Here is a 25,702-nt window from a genome sequence, read left to right as displayed (position 1 = left end):
ACAGAAACAGGCGCTGCCATAACCCGGCCCACCGCCTGGGGATGTCAACGCCTTCTCTATTCTGCTTCACCCGATCTGCGAACGTACGGCTTCCTGTAGACTGAGCAGGTCCGCTCTGACCTGGACGACTTCACCGATAATAATGATGGCCGGATTGCTGATCTTCATCGCTGCGGCGACCTTGTCGATATTGCCAAGCGTGCCGGTCACGATCCGTTCGCGCACCGTTGTTCCGTTCTCAATTAAGGCAACCGGGGTCTGCGGATCTTTGCCGTGTACCAGCAGCTCCTTGCGGATCTCCCCCAGCTTGCTTACGCCCATATAGATCACAAGCGTATCCACACCATGGGCCAGCGCATCCCAGCGCAGCGGCGAATCTTGGGTCTGGCAGCGGCTGCCTGTCACGATGGCGAAGGAAGCTGCCACACCGCGATGGGTCAGCGGAATGCCCGCAGAAGCGGCTGCGCCGACCGCCGAGGTGATTCCCGGAATCACCTCATAGGGAATACCGGCTGCAGCTGCGGACAACGCCTCTTCCCCGCCCCTGCCGAACACGAACGGGTCGCCGCCCTTCAGCCGGACCACGTGGCTTCCGGCTGCGGCATGGCGGATCATCAGCCGCTCCGTGGTCTCCTGCGGCATCGAATGAAGGCCCGGCGCTTTACCGCAGTAGATGCGCACCGCATCGCCCGGGGCATAGTCCAGCAGCTCCTCATTCACCAGCCGGTCGTACAGAATCACATCGGCATGTTGAATGCGCCGCAGCGCCTTCAATGTAATCAGCTCGGGATCACCCGGACCTGCGCCTACAATGGATATGCTGCCCTGCTTCATAGGCTTTTCTCCAGGGCAGGTGTACCCGGGAGTCCCGCTTCTCCGCGTCCCGGAAGCTCTGCTGCCGCAGTAGCTCCGGGTCTGCTGCCTTTTTGCGATAAGTAGAATAGCAGGCCCGTGAACAGCAGACCGCCCGCGAAGTTGCCGAGCAGCACCGGAACGCCGTTCCAGATCCACCAGTCCGCCATAGTCACATTCGCTCCAAGCATCATCCCCGCCGGAATGACGAAGAAATTGACAACCGTGTGCTCGAAGCCCTGTCCGAAGAAGGTCAGGATGGGGAGCCACATGGCGAGGATTTTGCCGGAGGTGGATTTCGAGGTCATCGCCATCACCGCACCCAGTGTAACCATCCAGTTGCAGAGCATCGCCTTGATGAAGGCCAGCGCCAGCCCCTCTGCCCCCAGGCTCTGATAAGCCGTCGTCTTCCCTTCACTTGCCGTAATCAGCGTCTGCACCATCGGGTTCGACAGATCAGTGCCCATCTTAGTAATCGTCAACCCGTATAATGCGGCATAGACGGCACACCCGATCAAATGCCCGAGAATGACCCAGAAATAATTCCCCAGCATGCGCCCGATGGTGGTCTGCTTCTCCAGCACAGCCAGCGGAATCAAGGCGAAGCTGCCGGTAACCAGCTCCAGTCCGAGGAGAATAATCATCACGAAGCCTACCGGAAAAAGAATCGCGCCCGCCATAGGGATCTTGGTCTGTGCCGCTGCGGTGAAGGCCAGTGTCGTGGCGCATGCCAGAATAGCACCGCCGAGACTGCCGCGGACAATGAGCTGCATGATGCCCAGTTCTGCTTTGGTTTTTCCCGCTTCAATCATGGAGCCCAGCACTTCGCCTGGTTTGACATAGTCCATTATGAATCCCCCTTTATACGTGTCCATGTATGAATGAATCAGATCGTTAAGTACAAGCTGCCTGTAGCGTGATCGACTTCCACCTCATAGGTGGTCACATGTCCCGTATCGGGAGCCTGCACCTCGCCTGTATGCAGCTCGATCCGCCAGTCATGGAGCGGGCAGTGCACCTTGGAGCCACAGACCATGCCCTCGGAGAGCAGGCCGCCCTTGTGCGGACAACGGTTCTCCACCGCCAGCACCTCTCCGCTGCTTAGCCGGAACAAGGCAATCTCGGTATCGCCTACCCGTAATTTTCGTGATCCTTTGATATCCACCTCATTCAGGTTGCCGATTAGCAGTTTGGTCATTGTCATTTCGGTTCCTCCTTAGACCGTCTCGGGTAACGAGATCGCCTCAAAATTCTTGCGCAGCTCCGGCGTATTCACAATCTGCTTCCATGGATCGGTGGTCAGACTGAGCGTCTTCTGAATTCGTTCCACCAGCGCCGCCCTTTCCTCCGGGGATTCCAGCGCCTGCTTGATGCTGTCCAGGCCCACGCGCTCGATCCACTGTGCGGTCCGTTCATTCCATCCGGCTTGCTCGCGGTAATATTGCAGGAACGCGCTTGCCCATTCCAGCACCTCATCATCGGTCTTCACTACACAGAGCAGATCGGTCGCACGGACATGAACACCGCCGTTGCCGCCGACATGCAGCTCCCAGCCGCCGTCAATCGCCACCACCCCGAAGTCCTTGATTGTCGCTTCCGCACAGTTGCGCGGACACCCGGATACAGCCAGCTTCACCTTCCCTGGTGCATTCAGCCGTTCAAAAGCCTTCTCCAGCCGAATCCCCATCCCCAGCGCATCCTGGGTCCCGAACCGGCAGAAGGTGGAGCCTACGCAGGTCTTTACGGTGCGCAGCGTCTTGCCGTAGGCATGGCCGGAAGGCATATCCAGCTCCTCCCACATCTTCGGCAGATCCTCCTTCTTCACACCCAGCAGATCCAGGCGCTGCCCGCCGGTGAATTTGACCAGCGGCACATCGTATTTCACCGCGACCTCCGCTATCTTGATCAGCTCCGCAGGAGAAGTGACCCCGCCGTAGATTCTCGGAACAACCGAATACGTCCCGTCCTTCTGGATATTGGCATGGTAACGCTCATTGGTGTATCTCGATTCATTCTCATCCACGTATTCTTCCGGCCAGAGCATGCCCAGGTAATAGTTCAGCGAAGGGCGGCATTTCGGGCAGCCTTCCTCATTGCTCCAAGACAATACATGCATGACTTCCTTCACCGTGGTCAGCTTCATCCGCTTGATCTCGGCGACAATCTCATCCCGGCCGAGCATCGTGCAGCCGCAGATTCCCTCCTTGACCGTAACGGCCGCCTCTCCGGCATAGAGCTGGAGCAGTCCCTCTACCAATGGCTTGCAGCCGCCGCAGGAAGCAGAGGCTTTGGTGCAGGCTTTGATCTGGCCGACACTGGTGCAGCCGCCGGCGGTAATCGCTTCGGCAATGGTTCCCTTCGTTACTCCGTTGCAGCCGCAGATGATCTCGTCATCCGGCATCCCCTCCAGCCGGTTGCCCTTGGGCGAAGCCAGCGCATCGGCCGGAATGCCGAGCAGCAGCTCTTTCTCGCGCCCCTTGATATTCTCGCCCTTCTTGATCATCGAGAAGAGCTGCGCGCCGTCATTCGTATCGCCGAACAGGACAGCGCCGATCAGCTTATCCTCCTGGATCACCAGCTTCTTGTAGATCCCCTCCGTCTCATCCTGGAAACGGAGTGCCTTCGTTCCGGGCTGCTCGATATACTGTCCTGCCGAGAAAACATCGACGCCGGACACCTTCAGCTTCGTAGAAGTCACCGAACCGGCGTAGCCCTCCGTGGGAGCGCCTGCCAGTCTTTTGGCCAGCACAGCGCCTTGCTCATACAGCGGGGCTACCAGACCGTAGGCAATGCCGCGATGTTCTGCACACTCCCCGACGGCGTAAATGCCGGGCAGGCTGGTCTCCATATAATCGTTCACCACGATGCCCCGGTTCACCTCAATCCCGCAGCTGCGGGCAAGCATAACATTCGGCTTGATCCCGACCGCCATCACGATCAGATCGGCCTCCGCCATCTCGCCGTCTGCGAACAGCAGGCCTTTGACTCTCTTTTTGCCGAGAATGGCTTCCGACTGCTTCTTCAGCAGGAACTTCATGCCCTGAGCCTCCAGCTCTCCCCGCAGCATCCGGGATGCCGCCTCGTCCAGCTGACGCTCCATAATATACTCGTGAATGTGAACCACCGAGACATCCATCCCCAGATGAAGCAGCCCTCTGGCCGCCTCCAGTCCGAGCAGACCGCCGCCGATGACGAGCGCTTTGCTGTATTTTTGCGAGACGTCCTGCATGATTTGCGTATCCTTGATGTCACGGAAGGCAATGACGCCCTCCTTCTCCGTTCCGGGGATCGGCAGCATGAAGGGATTGGAGCCGGTCGCCAGAATCAGCTCGTCATACGCGGCGGTAACTCCTTTATCCGTATTAACTGTACGTGCAGCAGTATCAATAGAAGTCACTGTGTGTCCCGTATATAAGGTAATATTGAAGCTGCTGTACCATTCGAGATCATTAATTATGATTTCATCCAGGCTTGCCCCGCCTGCCAGCACGGAAGACAGCATGATGCGGTTATAGTTGGGATAAGGCTCTGTGCCAACAATCGTAATCTCGTACGCCTCCGGCGCCAATTTGAGCAGATGCTCAATGGCTCTGACCCCCGCCATCCCATTGCCGATTAATATCAGTTTTTTACGCTTCACTGTCATCTGTATCTCTCTCCTCTCCAGGTAAACAACAGAAATAGCCCGCTTCACTCCGCCCGGAAAAGATACATTTCCCGTAAGCGATATAAGTGAGAGCAGGCGCCATTGCCGCTTCAGCCGAATACATCGTTGTATTCGTGAATTGTTGAATTTGTTAAAACGACTATACTACAGCCGTCTACTATACGTCAATAATTATGACATATAAAATTTAATTAATTTAATTTATCGACAAGAATACTGAATTCGTGTTATATAATATAACATAATCTATCCTCTAATTGGATTGTCAGCAATCATTCAAGATGTCTCTATTCTTAGGTAAAAGGAGCGTCGTCCCCCATGCATTCCCTGTTGGTTATAGAACCTGCCGGAACAGAGAATCCCGCAGAAGCGCGCTCCTCTGGAGGCCCTGACCACATCTTAAGCTCTTGCGGCTATGTAGTAGGAACCGCAGCATCACCGGAGCAGGCCGCTCCGTTCATCGGCGACGCCGACGCCTTCATCCTCAATCTTCCGGTGACGGATATCAGCCACTGGAGATCCCTGCTGGTGCGGCAAAGGATCGCGCCGGTAATCTGGTGGTGTACCCCGCATACCGCTAACCTCTCCGTCTCTGCCTGCGGCGACGACATTATGGTGGACGGCATTCTGTCCCCTGCCATGAAGCCGCCGGAGATTCACTGGACGCTTCATTTCAGTGCCAGGCAATGCTTCGAGCGTAAGCAATGGCTGAAGGAACGGGAGCAGCTGCTCTCCCGGATCGAGGAACGCAAATGGATTGATATGGCCAAGGGCATTCTGTCCAAGGCCAAGAATATCAGCGAATCGGAAGCCTACGACCTGCTGCGCAAGCAGGCGATGAATGAACGCAAACGGATCGTGGATGTAGCAACCTCCATCGTCAAGGTCTACCAGATGCTGCAGGATCAAACTTAAGGAGAACGCCATATGATTAATATTCTCAAGGAAGTTGCCCGCGGCAAACGCGGTGCGAAGGATTTAAGCTACGGGGAAGCTGAATATGCGGCGGAAGCCATACTCCATCAGACCGCTTCACCGGTCCAGATCGGCGCGTTCCTGATCGCAGAGCGCATGAAGCTGGAGAGCCTGGAGGAGCTGGAGGCTTTTGTAGCAGTCTGCCGTAAATACGCCTTCCGTGAGCCTGTTCACCAGGGAATCGACTGTGCCGGTCCGTATGACGGGAGAGTGCATTCATTCATCGCAACCTTCCCCACGGCCTTTCTGCTGTCAGCCGCAGGTCTGCCGGTTACCCTACATGGTTCAGCGGGTTTGCCGCCCAAATGGGGCATTACGCTACAGGATATTATCCAGGCCGGCGGAGTGGATATAGCCGGACTGAGCCGCAGCGACGCGGTTCATGCCGCTGAAGCCAGCGGGGTTCTGTTCGTGAAGTCGGAGCAGTGGTGCCCGCCGCTGGGAGAGCTTCGCGGACTCCGTGAGGACATTGGGATGCGGACGATTTTTAATACGGCTGAGAAGCTGATCGACTATTCCTGCTCACCGTTTATTGTATTCGGGATATTCCATAATACGGTATTCGACCGGATCTCCCGGCTCATTGTGAAGCTCGGCTATCAGCGCGGGCTGGTGGTGCAGGGTGTGGAAGGCTCGGAGGATCTGTACATTGACCGGCCGAACCGCGTATACCGGATTCAGGATGGAGCAGCGGAGCTGGATATCATCGACCCCGAGGCGCTTGGCCTGGAGGTGACACTGCCTGAGGAGCAGGAGTGGACGGCTCTGCGGCAGCTCCGTATAGCAGAGGAGGTCCTGCAAGGCGGCGGGCACATGGCCTACTACAACCAGACGCTGCTGAACGCCGCTGCGAGACTGCATGCCGCCGGGCGTGTGAACTCTATTGAGGAAGGCGTCTATACCTGTAAGCCTCTGCTGGATAACGGGCGGGCTTGGACCGCGTATTCAAAATGGAAAAGTGCAGTACTCTGCAGCACAGCGGCTTCTCTTGGGCAAGCCCAGGCTTGACGGACACTAGCTCTAGCAATGAAAGCAGACTGATCATCAGTCTGCTTTTTTAGTGCGACATTCAGCTACTATTGATAATAGATCGAATATTAGCACTCCTGTATCAAACAAAGGCTTAAAATCTCCTAATCTCATCTATTTTGTCTATTTTATTACATCTATGAACCTTTCACCTTTCCTTGAATATATTAAACAACCGGGATTCGAGTGCTTTACACAATTATCAGATTATTAGGAGGAATGACAATGGCTGTTCTATCCACTGGTCCCATTGAAAACAATCCAGTAAATGGGACAAGACCTACCCAATCATTAACCGTTAAGCTCGAAAATAGCGACCCTTCCAATTTCGCCTCAGTAACGATTCAAGGATATATGCTGAATGGAAGCCGAACATTGTATGTCAGTCAATCTATTTCGCTTGCTCCAAATGGAGTAGCCACCAATAATTATTATGCGAATTTCAGCTTTGACTTTGTGATTACCTTCACAGGTGTGAGTTCCGCGAACTTCGCAGCTTCATCATGGGGCAAAAGCAGTACCGGGGCGCTTGTTACAGCACATCGTTTAGTAGCTTCAGAAATGATAGGAAGTGGAACAGGCATATCTGGAGCCACGGGAGTGACAGGTGCTACCGGATTGACCGGGGCTACAGGAGGGACTGGGGCTACGGGGGCTACAGGAGTTACCGGGTTGACTGGTGCTACAGGTGCTACGGGAGCTACAGGGGTTACCGGGTTGACTGGGGCTACAGGAGTTACCGGGTTGACTGGGGCTACAGGGGTTACAGGGGTTACGGGAGTGACAGGAGTGACAGGGTTGACTGGGGCTACAGGAGAAACTGGTCCCTCTGGCAGTGCGACTGGAGCGACGGGTGCCACTGGACCGACTGGAGCGACTGGAGCTACGGGGACTGGAGTTACAGGGGCTACGGGTGTTACAGGGGCTACGGGTGCTACTGGGGCTACGGGTGCTACTGGGGCTACGGGTGCTACTGGTGTTACGGGGGCTACGGGGGCTACGGGGGCTACGGGAGTTACTGGAACCACAGGGGCTACGGGAACGGTACTGCCAGATCCTTTTCAGGTATACGTCCAGGCAGGAGCTGTTGGGGGAAACGGGACACAAGCCAGCCCTTTTGGTACCATTCAACAGGGTGTGACAGCCGTATCACCCAATGGTACAGTTTATATTATGGGCGGGACGTATCCAATAACGGCTAATATCGGAATTAGTAAAGCAGGTGTAACCATAAAAGGATTTCCAAATAGCCTGATTATTCTTCAGGCAGCGGTCATCGTCTTTACTGTTACCGGCAGCGGAGTGACGATCGATGGCCTGACCATAACGAGTGATAACCCATATGCTGTTGAGTTCATTCAAGTGGCGGGAACCAATCATACCATCATCAATAATGTGATCTATGGTCCGCCGCAGGCCGGACCTTCCTCCGGCTGGGTGGTAAACCGGGGGTTAATTTCAGCTGCCAACAACATGACCAATTTGATCGTGCGGAACAATGTTTTTTATTCATTGCGCCAGCCAGCCTATTTTAATCAGAACGCAACGGGTGAGGTCATTAATAACATTGTTTACAATACACGCGGCTTCGTAAATGACCGGGCCGTTATGGTGTATTCAGGCAACGCCTGGGGCAGTCCGGTGAATGCTGTGGATATCGCACTGCTCGTTGGAACGATTACAGGTCCTCCGTTTGATCCGTTGACAGCTCTTAGCGCTAATAACAGCACTGCTACGATACAGGACTCCCGTTAACCGAAGCTGCCATTATCTGCATACAATAGAAGCGCATGCCCGTGTTAGTCACGAACATGCGCTTCTTGTTTGTTTCTGGAATCATTCATTATTGATCTCCAGCATGCCTACTTCTATTCCACTGCATGCTTCTTATGCTCTGCTCCAGAGTGGTCGTCTTGAGCTTGGGGCTCACGCGCTCCACCCAGCTTGAACACCAATATCCCGCCTACGATAATAAGCACGCCGATCAGCTGGTTGAACGAGAACGGAACCTTCGCAAGGCCCAGCCAGCCCATGGAATCCCAGAGCAAGGCGAAGCCGAGCTGGGCAGTTAGTACAATTGAGATGGCATAGGTGGCGCCAAGGATTCTGGTGGCCTGGACCAGGCAGATCACGACCCCCACGCCGATCATTCCGCTTAACCAGTACCAGGGCTGCATGTGCTGCAGCGTGAACATATTTTTCCCTTCCATAATCAGCCCCATGACGAGGGAAGCGGCGAAGCCCATGCCCAGCACTAGTGTAGTGGTCGACCAAGAGCCTGTGTGTTCATTGACTTTAGTGTTGAAAATATTCTGTAAACTGACCAGCGCCCCCGCGATCAGTGCAAGTACTAACCCTGTTAACATTTCTCTTGCCCCCTTCGTTTAGAACTTCAGTACAACTACCCCGAGAATCATCATCCCGATGCCGATAAACTGCGGAAGCTTCATCTTCTGCCGGACGACTCCGAACCAGCCCCTGATATCAATGATAAAGGTCAGGCAGAGCTGGGCAATCAGCAGCGCCGAGATCGTAAGCGTAACCCCAATGTTCTGAATGGCCGTCACCTCACTGAAAATCACGAAGGCGGCCAGACCGCCGCCGCTGATGTATAACGGATGTACCTTGCGGAAGCCGTGCTTTTTGCCGTCCCGTACCACCAGCGCTATCGCTAACGCCATAATGAATCCGGTAAGCTGGGTAATGGTGGCAGCCTGCCACGTGCCGATATCCTGGCTGATTCTGGCATTGGCTACCCCCTGAAGTGTAATGCAGGCCCCGGCCAAAAATGCGAATAGTATCCCTCTCATCTGTCTCTCTCCTCTTTTTGCTTCTCTGTACTTATTAAAAGCCAGTTCGCCGGATTCGGGAAGGACATATGTCCTATTCGGTAAAAGTGTGCTTGCCGCGCCGCCTGCATCGCCCTGCTAAAGAGAGAGTAAGCCCGTTTCAGGCCGGGTTCCGGCTCAAAACGGGCTTACTCTCTCTTCTATATTCAGGAGATGAGGCCCATCTCCCGCAGCTTGTCCATGATGACGACGCTGACCGCCGACACCCGGTCTATGTCCTTATAGGTTAACCAGGCCAGCTCTTCAATCTCCGAAGCCGGGGCAAGCTCGCCTGTGAAATCTGCGGTCAGGCAGGTCATTCGCACGAGGACGCCTTCCGCTTTGCCATGGGCCGGGGCCTCGAAGCTTCCGAACTCCGCAATCGTCTCCGGCAGGATCTGCACCGACAGCTCCTCTTCAATCTCGCGGACCAGGGTCTCGGCATCACCTTCACCGTGCTCCCGCTTGCCGCCGGGGAAATAATAGGTGTCCTTGCCTGTGGAACGCGCACCCAGCACCTTGCCGTCCACAACATAGATCCAGGCTACTTTATCTATTACATTAGTCATTGTTAATCTGCACCTTTCCTTCTACTTCACGCTGAAACGGTACTGCTCTCTTAAGAACCGTGTACCCGTTCCTGCTTGCTGCTTGAATATGCATATGCGCTCCGGCCTCTTCCCAGGGTACAGCATACCCCTCACCCTTGGCACAAAAAATAGACGCCGAGGAATAGGCCGGATCTGCATTTTTATTATAATTCCGCTGCTCCACCACCGCCCCGGTCTTGTGGCAGGGCTCATATCCGGCTACTCTGAGCGACATCGCTCCCTTGCCCTGCGTCATCGCCGCCAGTCTCACCCCGTAATTCATGAAGCTTGCCGCCGGAACTGTGCCCGTAATTACCGCCTTGGACGGTGTAATATCCGGGGGATTGAAGCGGCCGCCGGCTTGCTGGATATCACTCATAACCTTTCCCACATCGTCCGGATCTATCCGGATCTTCAGGTCGTAGACCGGCTCCAGCAGCAGATTCTCTGCCTGCTCCAGCCCCTGGCGCAAGGCGCGGTACGCCGCTTCCCGGAAATCACCGCCGCTCGTGTGCTTATTATGCGCCCTTCCTGTAAGCAGGGTGATCTTCAGATCCGTGAGCGGGGAACCGGTCAGCAGGCCGTGATGGCCGCTCTCCAGCAGATGCTGCTCAATCTGATGCTGATAGCCTGCCGCAAGATCATCCGGGTGGCAGCGGTTAATGAAGGTGATCCCGCTCTCCCGTTCCCCTCCCTCAAGCATCAGTTGAACCTCGGCGTAGTGGCCCAGGGGCTCGAAATGCCCGCAGCCATAGACCGTACCGGCAATAGTCTCCTTATAGAGAATCTCCGGCGGGCCAAAAGAGATCTTAAGCTGAAACCGCTCCCCCACGATCTGCTCCAGAATCTCAAGCTGTATCCCGCCCATCACATGAATATGCAGCTCCTGGAGATCTTCATCCCAGCTTACATTCAGTGACGGATCTTCCGCACCGAGCTGTCCGAAGGCATGCATCAGCTCCTTCAGGTGCACGGGCGGCTTGAAGAGCACCTTGGATTTCAGGGTGGGAATAAGTCCGCTGCCCTGCGCGTCCTGAAGTGCACCCACTCCCGCACCCGGCAGCACGGAACTTAGGCCGACAACGGCGAACAGCTCCCCGGCGGCAGCCCAGTCAGCAGCGCTATATGCGGTACCGTTATACTTGCGTATTCCGGTAATCCGTTCGGAAGTTTGTTCCGCTTCGGGTCCATACGCCAAGCTCTCGCGGTTCTTCAGCACGCCTTGAAGGGCTTTGATGTAGGTGATGCGGGTCCCTCTGGCATCGTGGCGGATCTTGTAGACCCTCCCGGCAAAAGGCAGCCTATGATCGTACTCCGTGAAGGTGAGCGCATCCAGAACCTCCAGAAACTCACCCACGCCCTGGTCCAGCAGCGCAGAGCCCTGCATACACGGAAAAATCTCTCCGCGCTTCACCATAGACCTCAGCGCACTGCGGCAATCGCTGTCCGTCAGCGTGCCTTCAAGATAAGGTTCCAGCAGCGTCTCCTCGCGTTCGGCAAGGAACGATTTCGTCTCCTCGGTCCACGCAGCTTCCGGCTGCTCCGGCAACAGCAAGGCATCACCGCTAAGCAGCTGCCGGATCTCTTCCAGGACTCGCTCAGGATCACTGCCTGCACGGTCGGTTTTGTTAATGAAGAACAGGGTCGGAATCCGGTGCTGGCGCAGCAGCTGCCAGAGCGTTTCGGTGTGGCTCTCTACACCCTCCACCGCGCTGAGAATCACCACTGCATAGTCCAGCACTTGCAGACAGCGCTCCATCTCCGGGGAGAAATCGACATGGCCCGGCGTATCCAGCAGGAAATAGCGGGCATCCTTATAGGTGAACTCCGCCTGATCGGCGAAGACGGTGATCCCGCGTGCTTTTTCAATCTCATGGGTATCGAGGAACGTATCCTGATGGTCCACACGCCCCCTGCTGCGGATGGCTTCGGTATGGTAGAGCAGCTGCTCGGCGAAGGTCGTCTTCCCGGCATCTACATGGGCGAGCAGTCCGACAGTTATATTCATAGAGTACCGCTACACCTCTCCACGGATATGCGGAACCACCTCTGACTGGTAAAAGGCAGCCAGGCGCTCCATATCCCCTGGGCTGAAGGAGGGTACATCCAGTGTGGCCAGATTATCATTTACCTGAGCCTCATTCTTGAAGCCCGGAATCACGCAGCTGACTGCCGGATGATCCAGAATCCAGCGCATGGAGGCCCGTGCCATATTACCGCGTCCTTCAGCGATCCAATCCAGCTTCTGCGCCAGCTCCACTCCCTTACCAAAAGGCAGACCGGCAAAGGTCTCGCCCACATTGAACTGCTCCCCGTTCGCGTTGAACCTGCGGTGGTCGTTCTCCTGGAAGGTACTGGACGCCGTGAACTTGCCGGTCAAGAGACCGCTGGCCAGCGGCAGGCGCACCAGAATTCCTGCACCCTTGGCCGCAGCCTGCGGCAATAGCACCTGTGCCGGCTGCTGCCGGAACAGATTGAAGATCACCTGAAGCGCCGCAACGCCAGGATACTCCAGGCAGAGCAAGCCCTCCTCGATAGTTTCTACGCTGACACCGTAGTGACGGATTTTACCCTCGGCCTTCAACTGGTCCAGCGCTGCGAACACACTGCCATCGCGCAGAATCTCTATCGGCGGACAATGGATCTGATACAGATCAATCGCTTCCCGCTCCAGACGCCGCAGGCTCTGCTCACAGTATTCACTGATCCGGCGCGTGGAGTAATTCTCCGGGTCATGGATATCTCCGGCGCGGCAGAACTTCGTGGCAATATGTATCTCATCCTGCTTGCCCCGGGTCGCCTTGGCGAGCAGCTCCTCCGCATGGCCGCCGCCATAGACATCTGCGGTATCGAAGAAATTCACGCCCTGCTCCATCGCCGCCTCTAAGCCTCTCAGCCCGTCTTCATCCTTGCTGCTGCCCCAATCCCCGCCAATCGCCCAAGTGCCAAAGCTGACCTCACTAACAGACAGACCCGTATTTCCCAGTTCGCGGTATTTCATCCTATGAACCTCCGTTTATGAGTTTGTGTGGAACCGTTCACAACTCTTCTTATTATGAAGGGTTTGGGCGGTCAGGTCCAGTTGGCGGCCGGACTTCACTTCCCGCCTGCAAGCTGGACGATCTGCTGAATCGTGCCGGGTACTTCATCGCTGTCGTTGATTACAAACAGATGCTCCGATTCACTCTCCGTTGGCGGCTGCGCCAGTCCCTTATGTGAATCCGCGATTTGCCGGGTCAGCAATACGTCGAAGCTGTTTGATTTTCTAAGGATAGTTGTACTCCGTTCACTACTCGCTATACGCGAATACAGCATCTCATCAGGCAAGTTGAAATATACCAGCACACTAACCAATCCCTTCTGGTGAAACCAATCCAGCATTCGCAGTCGGCCTTCCTTATTGGAGTTAGCGTTACACATGATAATGTGCTGCTCCGACTCATGAACGGCATAATCCACTAACGTTCGGGTCAGGGCGTCCTTGAGCGTATTCGCCCCCTGCTTGGGCAGCAGACTTTCGTACCGGGTATTGATGAATTCAGCCAGATCATCCCGGTCAATAACAACTGATTCAGGTAAGCACCGCTCTAATTCTCTGGCAAATGTGGTCTTCCCGCTATGCGTTTTACCGACTGTAAGGATTGCTAACCTCTTCATTAATACCACTCCTTAACGTTAATAGGTATTATCCTTCCATGACAAAAGCAAATACCGGATAACTCTCCACCGGCTCGAAGCCAAGCCTCAGCGCGAGCTTATGTGAAGCCACATTTTCATGAGTTGTTTCCCATAAGGGAAGCATTTCCTGAACGAGATAGTGACTAATTAATGATACAGCGGCGAGCGTAGCATAGCCCTTCCCGCGCTCCGATTCTGCATAAGTATCTACATCAATGAAGTACCTGTTATTCACGCTGAAGCCGTTATTTTTACAAATGGAGACTACCTTATCCCTAACCTTCACTACAGCACCAGTGGTTGTCAGCCCAACGAACCTGTCATCTCTTGCAGACCTGTTATGCTCCGGTAGGGCGAGCACGGGAAATTCCTCGCAGGCGACAGATAGCTCTCCCTCCAAGGGGATAGCAGCACGCCTGTTTTTCAGCTGAACAAATCGTTCGCTATTGAACTCATAGACCGACTCCATATGTCTGTCTACGCTCAGTCCGGCAATCTCAAGCGTCAATAGTTCCGTCCATGAATCACTATCTTCCGTATAGATCTCGAACCCTTTCTCCTGTCTTTGCAGGCAATCAGGCACAACTACCGTCTGCAAAAAGCCCATCAGCTTCAGCCGGTTAATCTCAGCACTGATATCTCCGGCAGCATACATCCATCTCCCCGTAGCCCATACCACAGCCAGTGTCGGCGCTTCCGTATGATCAGCAAATACCCGCCCGGGATAATTCTCAAGCAGGACGGATAAGGCAGGAAGGTGATGCTTCGTACCGGCATAAAAATCATAAACTGCGGCAAAATTCTCAGGTTGCAGCTCCAAAAGCTTATTCAGCTCATTCATTACGCTTCCCTCCATGTATGTATCTCACTTCAATACCGCAGCACCAGCACAAACCGCATCCCCCGCTCCAGCGGCTCCGTGAAGATATCGCCGCCCATCTTCTGTAGCAGCTGCTTGCAGATGAAGAGACCCAGGCCGTTGCCCGGCTTGCCATCGGCGTTGGAGCCGCGCCAGAAGCTGGTGAAGATGTGGGGCAGCTCGCTCAGGAGCAGCGGGGCCCCCGAATTCTCAATGACGATCAGCTGGCGGTAATCCTCCTCACGGAAGGTAATAGAGATGGACTTCCCGTCTCCATACTTGATGGCATTCTCAATCAGATTGTTCAGCACCTCAAGCAGCCGCTCTTCATCCCCAAGCAGCAGCTTGTCCTGATATTCTCCTACCTCCAGCTCCGTCTTCAGCAGCTCCAGCCGTCCCTTGTGGTTATGGATGACGGTGCGGATCAGTCCGCTGATATAGAACTCTCCCGGAACAACCTGTATATTCTGCAAAGAGGAGACTGAAGCGGTAATCATACCGCCAATCAGCTGCTCCAGTTGCTCTGCTTGCTGGCCGATCAGCCGGGCGGCTGTGTGCCGCTTGACTTCGCTGTCATACAGACTGCCCTCCAGGGCGCTGGCATAGAGCCTGATCGTGGCGACGGGTGTTTTGAGCTCATGCGACAGGGAGGCGACGAGGGTCTGGCGGTCTTTTTCCAGGCGGAGATTGGTCTGCTTCTGGGCATCCAGTGTCTGCCGCAGCAGATCCAGCCCCCAGATGAACCGGCCGAAGAACCGGCTCCGGTGCTCCTTCATGCCTATGTTCACCTGACCTCTGGATAACTCATAGGGTAATTCCTGCAAGATATGGAACGGCCGCAGAATCTGCTTGCGGATATAGAACAGCAACACCATCACCGCTCCAAGCGCCGCCAGCAGGAACAGATTCAGCACCAGCGGAATACTGTAGTCCGGCCCGGGCATCCGGTAAGAGAAGCGTAAATACCCCGCCAATTGCTGCTCTTCATAGACAGGTTTGATCATGAACTCATGGGTTCCCGCAATGTCTGTACCGGCAAAAAACTGCTGGACAGCCTCCGCCCCCTCACCCTTCCCTATCCAGCTTAATCCGTTCACGTATGTATAACGGTTCTGATCCAGCACGATATCCTCCGGCCGAATTCCGCTCCTCACCTCGTCTAAGATCCGGTTGATCTCTACCCGGTATGCCTTACCTGGCTCTTGTGTCTTCTTGTAGGATACATATCCGTTCAGAGCGGCGATCAGCGTCAACCCGATAAGAACCGTCCAGAGCATCAGCCTGTTAAATGCCCTCATATTTATATCCGACCCCCCAGACGGTAACGATACGCCTCGGCTCTTTGGGGTTAGGCTCGATTTTGTCCCGCAGCTTATTCACATGTACGGTCAGCGTGGACGGCTCACTGAAGCTGTCTGCTCCCCATACCTGCTGGAACAGCCACTCTTTGCGCAGCGCCTTGCCCTTGTTGCCCATCAGCAGCACCAGCAGCTCGTATTCTTTGGCTGTCATCCCGAGCGGCTGGCCGCTTCGATATACCACCCTGGAGGTCTGATTCACGGTAAGTTCGCCATCGGTAAGCAGCAGCTTGTTCTCGTTCATATCATAACTCCGCCGCAGATGCGCCTTGACCTTGGCCGTCAGCAGAGGCACCGAGAAGGGCTTCTCCAGGTAGTCGTCCGCCCCCAGCTCCAGACCGATAATCTTATTCTCGTCCCCGTGGCGTGCGCTCATGATCAGAATCGGCAGATTGAACTTCTCCCTGGCGAGTCTGCACACTGTGAAGCCGTCAAGCCCGGGCAGCATAATATCGAGCAGCAGCAGCTTGACGGCATTCGCCTCCAAATAAGCCAATCCCTCTTCAGCGGAAGCCGTATTACACACGGAATATCCCTCCACCTCCAGAAAATCCTTCATCACCTCCGCCAGCTCCGCATTATCCTCAATGATCAGAATGTCCGCCACGGCTATCTCCCCCTGCTGCCTGCTACCAGCCCATCTCCATCAGCCAGCCCGTCAGGCTGTGTTCACGTTCCCTGAGACCCTGCTCCGGCAAAAATCTGCCCAGCACATGCTCCCCCTGAATATTGCCGTCCACCATATAGAGTACCTTATCACTCTGTGCGGCTACCTTCACATCATGAGTAACCATCATTAGTGTGGTCCCTTCACGGTTGATCCGGCACAGCTCGGACATCACTTCCTGTGCGGCTTTGGAGTTAAGCGCACCTGTCGGCTCATCGGCGAACAGCATCGCCGGCTTGTTAATGAGCGCCCGGCAGATGCAGGCCCGCTGCAGCTGACCGCCGGACACCTCCGTAATGTCATGGCCTGCCGTCTCAATGATGTTCAGCTTCCGCATCAGCTCATCGGCATATTCATTCACCTCGCTGCGGCTGCGTCCGTTGTCCTTACCGCTCAGCGATTGATAGCCTGATAGAATAATATTATCATAAATCGAGAGATTGCCTAGCATATGCATCTGCTGGAAGATGAATCCCATGCGGTGCAGACGCAGTTCGGCCATGCCTTTCTCGGAGAGCCGGGAGAGGCTCTGCCCGTCGAAGACCACCTCTCCCGCTGTAAGGCGGTCCATCCCGCTGACGGTATAGAGCAGCGTGGACTTGCCCGAACCGGACGGCCCCATGACAGATACGAACTCCCCGGCATGAAGCGTGAAATTAATATTCCGCAGGACATTGTTCTGTCCTTTATTGACGATATAGGTTTTGCATAGATTGGTTACTTCGAGTACTGCTGCCATTTCGCCACTCCTTCTCTTTTCTTAAATTAAACGCTTATTCCTTATTCATATTCCAGATCTGCACACGTTTGATTTGGCCGCAGCTGGTGTATACGGCCAGCATAACAACGGCCAGGATCAGCAGCGGATACCATAAATAGACCTGAAGCGGGAGTATATTCATCTCCAGGCTCGTCAGGCCGAAGATCCGGAAGATGAGACCCAGCAGGCGGCCGCCGAGGGTATTCGCAGCGATCACACCCAGAACCAGCGAGACAGCCATGATGATCAGAATACGCAATACCTGCCACAGCCGGATAGCGGCATTCGTGAAGCCGATGCTTTTCATGACCGCGATGCCGTACACTTCCTTCGCAATCATCAGTCTGACGAACAGGCTGGTGATGAAGAACGTAATCAAGCAGATGATTGCTGTAAGCAGCGCATTGATGCTTTGGAGCTGGCCCATGAAGCCGCCGGTGATCTCTTCCAGCATTTCGAGCGATGTTTTGATACCTTGTTCCGGGAACTGCTGCTGAATGGCCTTCATCATCGCGGCCTTCTCTGGCTCTGGAGTCTGGAGATCGCCGGAGAACAGATAAGTCGATACCATCTTCAGCTCATAGTCCCGGGCAATCCAGACCGCATACCCCTCGTTGGAGATACTCTGGAACAGTCCGCTGATCATGAAGGTACCGGGTACCCCGTCAATTTCAAACGTGATATTGTCGCCGACCTGCTTCCCGTACTTCTCGGACATGATGGTCGTAATGGCGATTTCATTCCCCAGAATCGGGGCCGTTCCCTCCAGAATCTCAACCGACACGTTCTGATCATTCTTCTGGCCGTTAATCCGCCGGTTCTCCTGCCCGTTATCGGAGATATATTTGGTCAATACCGCATAATTCGCGGCAAGCGTGACCTCGAAGCCCTGATCCTTCAGGCGTTGCGTGAGGAGCTCTTTTTCCTGCCGGATCTGTTCCACGGTCTTCTCTGCAATCACTGACTTGGTATAAAAGTCTGCACCGACCGTACCGAAATATTCCAGGAATTTAGGAGTAACGATCGTATTGGTCAGATTGACCGGAATCAGGATAATCGCCGTGCTTAAGATCAGCGTCAATATAAGAGAAGTGTAACTCTTCAACCGGTTCATCACATCGCTCAGAGCGAGGAAGAACGGGGGCGGCAGGAAGCGGCTGCGATGGAGATGAATGCTCCGGGAAGCCTTGAAGCGTTCCCCGGTCTGGCCTTGCCGGATCGCATCAATAGCCGATGCCTTGTTAATCTTGCGCATGCAGAGCAAACAGAACAACAGAATAAATGCGATCATGACCACCGTGCTAACCGCCGAGATCATAATACTGGTGCTGCCTCCGGGCAGAATCATATACTGTGAGGTCCGCCGGGACATCAGCGTAGTAAGCGGGAGGCTGATGCCTAGTCCGAGAATGCCGCCAAGGCAGGCCAGACCTGTGTATTTTGTCAGATAGAGCTGCTTAATCGCCCGGTTCCTGAACCCGATCGCTTTCATTACGCCAATCTCCTTGTATTCATCCTGCAGGGTGGAGACAATCGTGAACCGCAGGGTAAGAAACGCAATGAAGATCAGGAACACGCTGATCGCGAACATCATCGCAGAGATAATCCGGTCGGTCATATACGTCATCGTCACCAGAGCCTTATCGACTTCAAAGTTAACCGGCAGATCACTGTTCGCAAAGGAAGCGGATATTTCAGTTGAATCTACGCCAGGCACCGCGATGAAACTCCATAGATTCATCAGCGTATCTTCGGGCAGTTGCTTCTCTATTTCTCTGAAATCCTCTGTAGACAACAGGATACGCTTCAGGCCCAGCAGATCAGCCCCCATGAACGCATCCTTGAAGTAACCGTTCACCGTGAACGTTCTCTTGTTCCCGCCGAACTGGATCATTAGCTGCTCTCCCGGCTGGATACCGCTGCTCAGCATCAGACTGGCCGGAAGGCCGAGCTCCCCTGGCTGAAGCTTGTAGGGCTCATTGTTTTCCCCGAAGACCCGGTTCACCTGTTCTGGAATAGTAGCCAACACGAAGCTTATATTTCCGGAAAAGCTCTTGCGGCCTTCAGGCATCGTAATCTGCTCTAGTGACAGACTAATTTGCCGCTCTGTATAAGCAGCTTCCAACTTCTTCTCCTGCTTCACCCAGTCCTGCACTGCCGTATTATAGCGGGGCGTATTGGCCAGCGTAACATTGAGGTCCGCCACCTTGCTGGTTTCAATGAAGCTGTCCAGGGCGCTGGAGGTGGAATACATCAGGCTGGAGCTGCTTGCGGCGAGTGTCGAGGCCAGGATAATGAGTATGAGCAGAACGGTATTCATCACCTTTTTACGCCGCAAATCCTTTTTTAGAATAGTCAGGAACACGTTTGTTTTCTCCCTTCGTCAAGCTCTGTCCTGATTATAAGGGGGTAATTATTAAATAATCCTTAAGTCGGTCTACTCACATTCCGCACAAAAAAAGAGCTAAGGAATACACACTCCCATAGCTCTTGGCTTGCCTTAATTAGAACTGCTGTCTGGCAAAATCATAGAACGCCTGCGCCGCCTCCCATGAAGGGAATCCGGCCTGAGCCAGCTTGTCGCTGCCCCCGCCCTTGCCTTGGTATCCGCCCAGGTGAGCCTTGAAGAAGGCGCCGCACGCGAAATCTGCAGTTCCGCTATGCGCGAGCACTACCTTATTCTCCGCCGCACTCAGCAGCAGCACCGGAAGGTCGGTCAGCGCCGTCAGCTTCGCAGCCAGACTCTGCAGATCCTTAAGTGGTCTATCGTCCGAAATATGGGTGAGCACCACGCTGCCCTTTTCCATAGAAGCTAACAGGTCCCGGGCCAGATAGCTGTCATTCTGCTCCTTCACGGCATTCAGCTCCGCTACCAGCAGCTTCTGCTCCTGCTCCCACTTTTCTATCCGGTCGATGATTTCGTCCTTGCCGGTATTAAATTTAACAGACAGCTTACTCAGGATTTGGAGACTATCATTGAATTCATCCAGCGCGCGGCTGCCGCATTTGAAGGTAATCCGGATATTGCCCTTCTGCTTCTCGGACCGCAGCAGCTTAACCATTCCTATAGCACCGGTCGAAGAAACATGGGTTCCTCCACAGGCATTGTGCTCCACACCCTCGATCTCAACAATGCGGATATCCTCCGTTACCTTGGGCAGCTTCACCAGCGGCAATCTGGCCATTTCTTCTGCTGTCACGAAGTAGCTGGTAATCGGGCGATTCAGATAAATCTGGCGGTTCACCTCTTGCTCGGCCTCTGCCATCTTCGCCGCTGACAGTTCCGGCATTTCGAGGTCAATCGTGGCATAGTCGCTGCCCATATGGAAGCTGAGTGTCAATGCCTGATACAGCTCGCGGAATACCGCCGACAGCAGATGCTGGCCGCTATGCTGCTGCATATGGTCGAATCTCCGTGTCCAGTCGATTACGCATTCAACTTCAGTCTGCCCGGGAAGCTGTGCTACCTTATGCAGCACCTCCTGATCCTCCAGCACCACATCCAGTACAGCAATCCCGCCGATAGTTCCCGTATCACAAGGCTGTCCGCCGCCGTGCGGGTAGAAGGCCGTCTCCGCAAGCGTTACATAGCTCCCGTCTTCACGCTCCAACGCGGAGGTGATCACGGTACTCCATTCTTGAATATAAGCTGAACCATAATATAGCTTCTTGGTCATCCCTTAAGCTCCCCCATTCGCATCCGTTGCAGGTCCGAAGAACTTCTCCATGACCACATAATCCTTGCCGCCTTTGCTGAACACTTCATCCGTCCTCTGCATGCCGAATTTCTTATAGAAGCCAGCCTTGTAGGTTCTGGCATTACAGAAAATCCGCCGCACCCCCGCCTGCTCCGCTTCCGCAAGGACCGTCTTCAGCAGCTTGCTGCCGTAGCCCTGGCCCTGCTCCAGCTCCAGGGTGGCGAACTTGCGGAACTGTGCTTCTGTGCCGTTGACGAACAGAGATAACACCGAGACCAGCCGATCCTCCACATACAGCCCGTAATGCTTGCCCTGATCGTCATCTGCCAGCTTAATATAATCCGGCTCCCGCTCGGGCCACATTACTTCATGCCTAAGCTTCCAGACTTCTTCCTTATGTATAAGTTTGATCTCCATCTCATCCACTCCATTAGTTGTGCTTAGTGCATCGTATCCCATATCTGCTTGCCAATCAATATCACAGTCACTGTAATGAATAACGGCCGAATATACGCAGCTCCATTGCGGATGGCCATCCGGGAGCCGACAATGGCTCCGATCACCATCGGAATCCCCAGAATTAGCCCATGGGTGTAGCTGACAGAGCCTAGGGCAATGAACGTAAGCAGGCTGGTGATATTGCTGGCGAAGTTCAGGATTTTGGCGTTGCCTGCGGCGGTGACAAATTCAAACCCCATCATCAGAAAAGCAAAAATCAGAAACGACCCCGTTCCCGGGCCGAAAAACCCGTCATAGAAGCCTATTATGAGCGCTGCCATACTTCCCGCCAGACGCAGCCCGCCGTTTTTTGCGGAGAAGGTGGAGATATCTCCCCAGGATTTTTTGAACAAGGTATAGATTGTAATTACGATCAGCATCACTATCACCAGCGGCTTCAGGAACTCGGAAGGCACCTGACGGACAGTCAGCGTTCCGGCCATCGCCCCAATGACGGATAACGGGATGAGGGTGCGGACTAGCTTGAAATTGATTTTGCCGGAACGCACGAACGAGGCGGTGCTGGTCAGCGAACACATCGATCCGGCCAATTTGCTGCTGCCGAGCAGCAAGGGAAGCGGAATCCCCACCGACAGCAGGGCCGGAATCGCGATCAGTCCGCCGCCGCCCACTACAGAATCAATTAATCCGGCCAGAAATCCGCATACCACCAATATAAGAACCATACTGAGCGTCCAGTCTTCCATTACTGCGCCATCCCCCCGTTACTCTAATCTAATTCCATCCGTGAGCGGCATACCACACGCCGTCCTTGAATGTATTCCAGGCCTCCTGTACGAAGGGGATGATATTCTCCGGCAGCGCATCCACCGGGAACCAGCTCAGTTCATCGCATTTGTCCGGCTCCATGTTGTGAATCTCTCCAGTCCACTGCTCCGCCTTGAAAAAGAAATCCACCCGCTCATCCCCGGAGGTACGCAGGTGCATCGTTCCGATCAGGGTAAGCTCGGCGGGAGCTATAACAGCACCGCATTCTTCCCGGACCTCGCGGATGGCGGCGGAATGAAGCGGCTCGCCACCATCCAGCTTCCCGGCAGGCAGCCCATACTCCCCGTCATGATGTCCCGTATTAGCACGCTGCAACAGCAGGACCTGCCCGTCCTTAATTAGAAATACATGGACCACACTGACTAATCGAAAGACTTCCATTCCCAGTTCTTCCTCTCCTCTCTCGCTCACGAAGAATAAGCGGACAAGCCTGGAAATCGGCATGCCCGCTTATTCAAGTTACCGCTATTCTATTCTCCCAAATCCACGTTGTGATAAACCTGCTGCACATCGTCCAAATCCTCGAGCGCGTCGATCAGCTTCTCGAATTGGGCCTGTGCATCTTCAGGAATTTCCACATCATTCTGTGGAAGCAGCGTAAGCTCAGCAACCGTGAATTCGGTAATCCCTGCGCTGCGGAAGGCTTCCTGTACTGCATGGAACTGGTCCGGTTCGGCGTATACGATTACTGCCTCATCCTCTTCCAGCACATCGCGGACATCCAGGTCTGCTTCGATTAGAAGCTCCATCACCTCATCCGCAGATTTACCTACTACCCCGATGACAGCCGTTGGATCGAACATATACGTAACCGATCCGCTGACGCCCATATTGCCGCCGTTCTTGCTGAAGGTAGAACGAACCAGCGGAGCTGTACGGTTGACGTTGTTCGTCAGCGCATCGACTACAATCATCGAGCCGCTTGGACCAAAGCCTTCATAACGCAGCTCTACGTAATTCTCATCGCCGCTGCCTTTGGCTTTCTCCAGGGCACGGTCAATAATCGCCTTCGGCACATTGTAGGTCTTGGCACGCTCCAGAACCACCTTCAGCGCCCGGTTGGATTCCGGATCAGGCTCGCCCTTCTTGGCAACCACATAGATTTCTACCCCGAACTTGGCGTAGACCTTACTTGTATTAGCATCCTTGGATGCTTTCTTTTCCTTAATATTATTCCATTTACGACCCATATCGTTACCGCTCGCTTTCCAACATTTGATGTTAAATAGTCCTGTACATTATACCTCTCTTCAATCGATCCCGTAAAGGGCCGTCCACACACCTTCACAAATCCAGCAAATTCAGCATCCGTTCCTCCCCCGCCGCCTGAATCAGCCAAGGCAGACGCGGACCTTCCTCGGTACCAAGCACCAGCTGATAGATGATGGTGAACAGTCTTTTTTGCTGGCTGCGCATCGTCTTCTTGTCTTCATGATGACAAATGGCGTAGATTTCGGTCATCCGCTGCGTTTCGTCCAGCTCCCTGCTCCGCAGCAGACTGCATAAGCTCCGCAGCCATCTCAGCTCCACTCCGGTAAGGGAGTGATAATATGCATAGTTGGGCGAAGCTTGAATCGTCACCAGCTTGTGCGGCATCCAGTTCCTGATCCAGTATTCCGTCCGCTCTGCCGTCCTCTGCAGCCGCAGCTCATCTGCATCTTCCCCGTTTCTGTTGAACATCTCCCGGAGCCTTCCCCTGTCGAAGTTAATTAAGGGAAGCAGACTGGCTACCTGACCGAAGCTAACAGTGCTTCCAGCACTCAGCGGAGAATCGCTTAGCAGAGACAGCTCCAGCGCACCTGCAAGATCGCCCGTTAACGTGCCTGCCCGTGCTCCCGCAGCATACCGCTCGAACTCCGCATAATTGCGCAGCACATCCTCATCCAGCCCGATATGGAAGGCGGCATTCGGCTGGTATTTGGCGAACAGGAACAGGATGTTCTCAGGGGCGTAGACCTCTAGCAGATCATCCGGAGTGTAATTGTGCCCGGAAGAACTGGACATTTTGGCAAAGCTGCCTTTGATGCTGATGAATTCATAAGGCTCATACACCGGCGGCGAATACCCGTAGATCTGCTCCGCGATTACCGCAGCCACATTATAGCTCCCTGTCTCTGACGAATGATCCCTGCCGCCCGGCTCGAATACGACCTGCTCCTGCTGCCAGCGCATCGGCCAGTCGATTTTCCAGTGCAGCTTGATATTGTCCGCCTGCGGAATATGTACAGTATCGCAATGACCACAGCCGCAGTGGTAAGCCACGGTCTCCGCCGTGTCGTCGTAATCCAGAATGGTGGTCGAGTCTTTGCCGCATTGCCCGCAATAGAGATGGATGGGATAGAATGCAGCCCGTTCCTCCGCCGAACTCCCGCCTGTCTTGAACGACATCAGGATATCGTATATCTCACCCCGGCGGCGCAGAGCGTGCAGGGTCTGCGGATGATAACGGCCTGACTGGTATTCCCGGCTCTGATAAATGAATTCCGGCTCGATCTCAAATACCTGGAGCGCCTGCTCGAATTCCGACTCGAAATGAGCCGCATACGAAGCATGACAGCCATACGGACAGGGCACTTGCGAATAAGGCAGCCCAATATACTGAGCGAAGCCGGGATCTATATGGGCCGGAACTTTACGGAACCGGTCGAAGTCATCCCACGAGAAAATAAACCGCACCTCCTTCCCCGCCCGCCGCAGCGCCTTCGCCACAAATGCAGTCGTCACCACCTCGCGGAAATTCCCGATATGAACGGACCCGGACGGACTGATCCCGGATGCACATACGTACGTCTGCCGCTGCGGATGCTCCGCGATTAACCGGTTTGCCATTTTTTCTGCCCAATGCATGTCAATCACCTCTAAGTTTATTGTGAATTGCCTGAAAAGCAAAAAAGCTCCCGCCCTCAAGATTAATATCTTGAGGACGAGAGCTTGAATAAGCTTCGTGGTACCACCTCTGTTCACGGACAAGTTACCTCATCCGCCTCTTCGGGTACGGCCATGACGCTTATACCCTATCTCTATAACGGGAGAACCCGGCATACCATCCTTGGACACTTGTGCCCAATTCCCTATGCAGCTCGGAGACTTTTTTCAGATCAGGCGCTTCGCTGCTCCCTTTCACCACTCTGGAGCTCTCTGTGAACGCTGCCGCTTGCTTACTCTTCTCTTCATCGCTTGTTGCTGTAAGTATTTATCAGCCATTTTACGCTGGGGTGGATGGTTTTGTCAACGAATAAGACTACAATTGCAAGCACACAGAACACACCCGCCTTCCGCAGGAAACAAATGGAATAATATATCTTAAATCCCCTGTTTCTAGTAGTTTCAGGTAAACAAGTGGAAAAACACAGACTGTTGAAAAAGCCGATTTTCAAGCTGCTACATTCCTGGGAATTCCTAAATAATAGGTAAAATCAGAAGATCTATCGTTTGTCAGATCCAAATGCAAAAC

The 25,702-nt window shown here is 54.3% G+C and carries 24 protein-coding genes; 3 read left to right on the top strand and 21 right to left on the bottom strand.

The features are described 5' to 3' along the window. Positions 1-66: 66 nt before the first annotated feature. Genes cobA through nirB form a run of 4 tightly spaced genes read right to left on the bottom strand, consistent with a single transcriptional unit; the run spans position 67 to position 4,498 of the window. On the bottom strand, positions 67-834 hold the full coding sequence (cobA, locus tag ACFSX3_RS28720) for a uroporphyrinogen-III C-methyltransferase (protein WP_209990335.1): 768 nt from the start codon (positions 832-834) through the stop codon (positions 67-69). Continuing rightward, positions 831-1,700 carry a formate/nitrite transporter family protein gene (locus tag ACFSX3_RS28715; RefSeq protein ID WP_209990331.1) on the bottom strand — a complete coding sequence of 290 codons (870 nt, stop codon included), beginning with the start codon at positions 1,698-1,700 and terminating at the stop codon, positions 831-833. The genes cobA and ACFSX3_RS28715 overlap by 4 nt, the downstream gene beginning before the upstream one ends. Before the next feature lie 38 nt (positions 1,701-1,738). Continuing rightward, complete coding sequence (gene nirD / locus ACFSX3_RS28710; protein WP_076086655.1) at positions 1,739-2,050, bottom strand: nitrite reductase small subunit NirD; 312 nt, start codon at positions 2,048-2,050, stop codon at positions 1,739-1,741. An 18-nt stretch (positions 2,051-2,068) separates the two neighbouring features. After that, entirely contained in the window at positions 2,069-4,498 is a 2,430-nt protein-coding gene (nirB, locus tag ACFSX3_RS28705) for a nitrite reductase large subunit NirB (protein WP_379256616.1), read from the bottom strand. Positions 4,499-4,837: 339 nt separating this feature from the next. Here nirB and ACFSX3_RS28700 point away from each other — a divergent pair, with 339 nt between their 5' ends. From ACFSX3_RS28700 to ACFSX3_RS28690, 3 genes are all read left to right on the top strand, one after another. Next, positions 4,838-5,434 carry an ANTAR domain-containing response regulator gene (locus ACFSX3_RS28700; protein ID WP_209990328.1) on the top strand — a complete coding sequence of 199 codons (597 nt, stop codon included), beginning with the start codon at positions 4,838-4,840 and terminating at the stop codon, positions 5,432-5,434. Between the two features lie 12 nt (positions 5,435-5,446). Further along, positions 5,447-6,502 (top strand): anthranilate phosphoribosyltransferase, encoded by a 1,056-nt coding sequence (locus tag ACFSX3_RS28695; protein ID WP_209990325.1) that lies wholly within the window; start codon positions 5,447-5,449, stop codon positions 6,500-6,502. 246 nt (positions 6,503-6,748) lie between these two features. After that, positions 6,749-8,278: a collagen-like triple helix repeat-containing protein gene (locus ACFSX3_RS28690; RefSeq protein WP_209990321.1), complete on the top strand. Its 1,530-nt coding sequence runs from the start codon at positions 6,749-6,751 to the stop codon at positions 8,276-8,278. A 113-nt stretch (positions 8,279-8,391) separates the two neighbouring features. On the opposite strand, the gene ACFSX3_RS28685 is transcribed toward ACFSX3_RS28690, so the two are convergent. The 17 genes from ACFSX3_RS28685 to lysS form a co-directional block, all read right to left on the bottom strand. Next, positions 8,392-8,889 carry a DMT family transporter gene (locus ACFSX3_RS28685; protein ID WP_209990318.1) on the bottom strand — a complete coding sequence of 166 codons (498 nt, stop codon included), beginning with the start codon at positions 8,887-8,889 and terminating at the stop codon, positions 8,392-8,394. 18 nt (positions 8,890-8,907) lie between these two features. Further along, positions 8,908-9,333 (bottom strand): DMT family transporter, encoded by a 426-nt coding sequence (locus ACFSX3_RS28680; RefSeq protein WP_209990314.1) that lies wholly within the window; start codon positions 9,331-9,333, stop codon positions 8,908-8,910. Between the two features lie 185 nt (positions 9,334-9,518). Next, positions 9,519-9,920: an NUDIX hydrolase gene (locus tag ACFSX3_RS28675; protein ID WP_209990312.1), complete on the bottom strand. Its 402-nt coding sequence runs from the start codon at positions 9,918-9,920 to the stop codon at positions 9,519-9,521. Further along, positions 9,913-11,949, bottom strand: coding sequence for a GTP-binding protein (locus tag ACFSX3_RS28670; protein WP_209990309.1), 2,037 nt, complete (start codon positions 11,947-11,949; stop codon positions 9,913-9,915). Before ACFSX3_RS28670 ends, ACFSX3_RS28675 begins: the two co-directional genes overlap by 8 nt. A gap of 9 nt (positions 11,950-11,958) precedes the next feature. Continuing rightward, the gene (locus ACFSX3_RS28665) at positions 11,959-12,942 is read right to left on the bottom strand and encodes an aldo/keto reductase (protein ID WP_209990306.1); all 984 of its coding nucleotides are present in this window, start codon (positions 12,940-12,942) and stop codon (positions 11,959-11,961) included. Between the two features lie 95 nt (positions 12,943-13,037). Continuing rightward, entirely contained in the window at positions 13,038-13,598 is a 561-nt protein-coding gene (locus ACFSX3_RS28660; RefSeq protein ID WP_209990303.1) for an AAA family ATPase, read from the bottom strand. 28 nt (positions 13,599-13,626) lie between these two features. Beyond that, positions 13,627-14,460, bottom strand: a complete 834-nt coding sequence (locus ACFSX3_RS28655; protein WP_209990299.1) for a GNAT family N-acetyltransferase — start codon at positions 14,458-14,460, stop codon at positions 13,627-13,629. A 29-nt stretch (positions 14,461-14,489) separates the two neighbouring features. Beyond that, entirely contained in the window at positions 14,490-15,776 is a 1,287-nt protein-coding gene (locus ACFSX3_RS28650) for a sensor histidine kinase (RefSeq protein WP_209990296.1), read from the bottom strand. Next, positions 15,763-16,443 carry a response regulator transcription factor gene (locus tag ACFSX3_RS28645; protein WP_209990293.1) on the bottom strand — a complete coding sequence of 227 codons (681 nt, stop codon included), beginning with the start codon at positions 16,441-16,443 and terminating at the stop codon, positions 15,763-15,765. The genes ACFSX3_RS28650 and ACFSX3_RS28645 overlap by 14 nt, the downstream gene beginning before the upstream one ends. A gap of 22 nt (positions 16,444-16,465) precedes the next feature. Next, positions 16,466-17,242 (bottom strand): ABC transporter ATP-binding protein, encoded by a 777-nt coding sequence (locus tag ACFSX3_RS28640; RefSeq protein ID WP_209990290.1) that lies wholly within the window; start codon positions 17,240-17,242, stop codon positions 16,466-16,468. A 34-nt stretch (positions 17,243-17,276) separates the two neighbouring features. Beyond that, complete coding sequence (locus ACFSX3_RS28635; protein WP_379313577.1) at positions 17,277-19,628, bottom strand: ABC transporter permease; 2,352 nt, start codon at positions 19,626-19,628, stop codon at positions 17,277-17,279. Positions 19,629-19,767: 139 nt separating this feature from the next. Next, positions 19,768-20,940, bottom strand: a complete 1,173-nt coding sequence (locus tag ACFSX3_RS28630; protein WP_209990284.1) for an alanyl-tRNA editing protein — start codon at positions 20,938-20,940, stop codon at positions 19,768-19,770. 3 nt (positions 20,941-20,943) lie between these two features. Further along, positions 20,944-21,378 carry a GNAT family N-acetyltransferase gene (locus ACFSX3_RS28625; protein WP_209990281.1) on the bottom strand — a complete coding sequence of 145 codons (435 nt, stop codon included), beginning with the start codon at positions 21,376-21,378 and terminating at the stop codon, positions 20,944-20,946. A gap of 23 nt (positions 21,379-21,401) precedes the next feature. Beyond that, positions 21,402-22,166, bottom strand: a complete 765-nt coding sequence (locus ACFSX3_RS28620) for a TSUP family transporter (RefSeq protein WP_209990278.1) — start codon at positions 22,164-22,166, stop codon at positions 21,402-21,404. 28 nt (positions 22,167-22,194) lie between these two features. Further along, the gene (locus ACFSX3_RS28615; protein ID WP_209990810.1) at positions 22,195-22,629 is read right to left on the bottom strand and encodes an NUDIX hydrolase; all 435 of its coding nucleotides are present in this window, start codon (positions 22,627-22,629) and stop codon (positions 22,195-22,197) included. A gap of 89 nt (positions 22,630-22,718) precedes the next feature. After that, complete coding sequence (locus ACFSX3_RS28610) at positions 22,719-23,438, bottom strand: YebC/PmpR family DNA-binding transcriptional regulator (RefSeq protein WP_209990275.1); 720 nt, start codon at positions 23,436-23,438, stop codon at positions 22,719-22,721. A 94-nt stretch (positions 23,439-23,532) separates the two neighbouring features. Further along, entirely contained in the window at positions 23,533-25,095 is a 1,563-nt protein-coding gene (gene lysS, locus ACFSX3_RS28605; RefSeq protein WP_209990272.1) for a lysine--tRNA ligase, read from the bottom strand. Positions 25,096-25,702: the final 607 nt, after the last annotated feature.

Origin of the sequence: Paenibacillus rhizoplanae, from assembly GCF_042684125.1 — a bacterium.
GTDB classification, from domain to species: Bacteria; Bacillota; Bacilli; order Paenibacillales; family Paenibacillaceae; genus Paenibacillus_AQ; species Paenibacillus_AQ rhizoplanae.
This window is presented reverse-complemented; position numbering and strand designations above follow the sequence as displayed.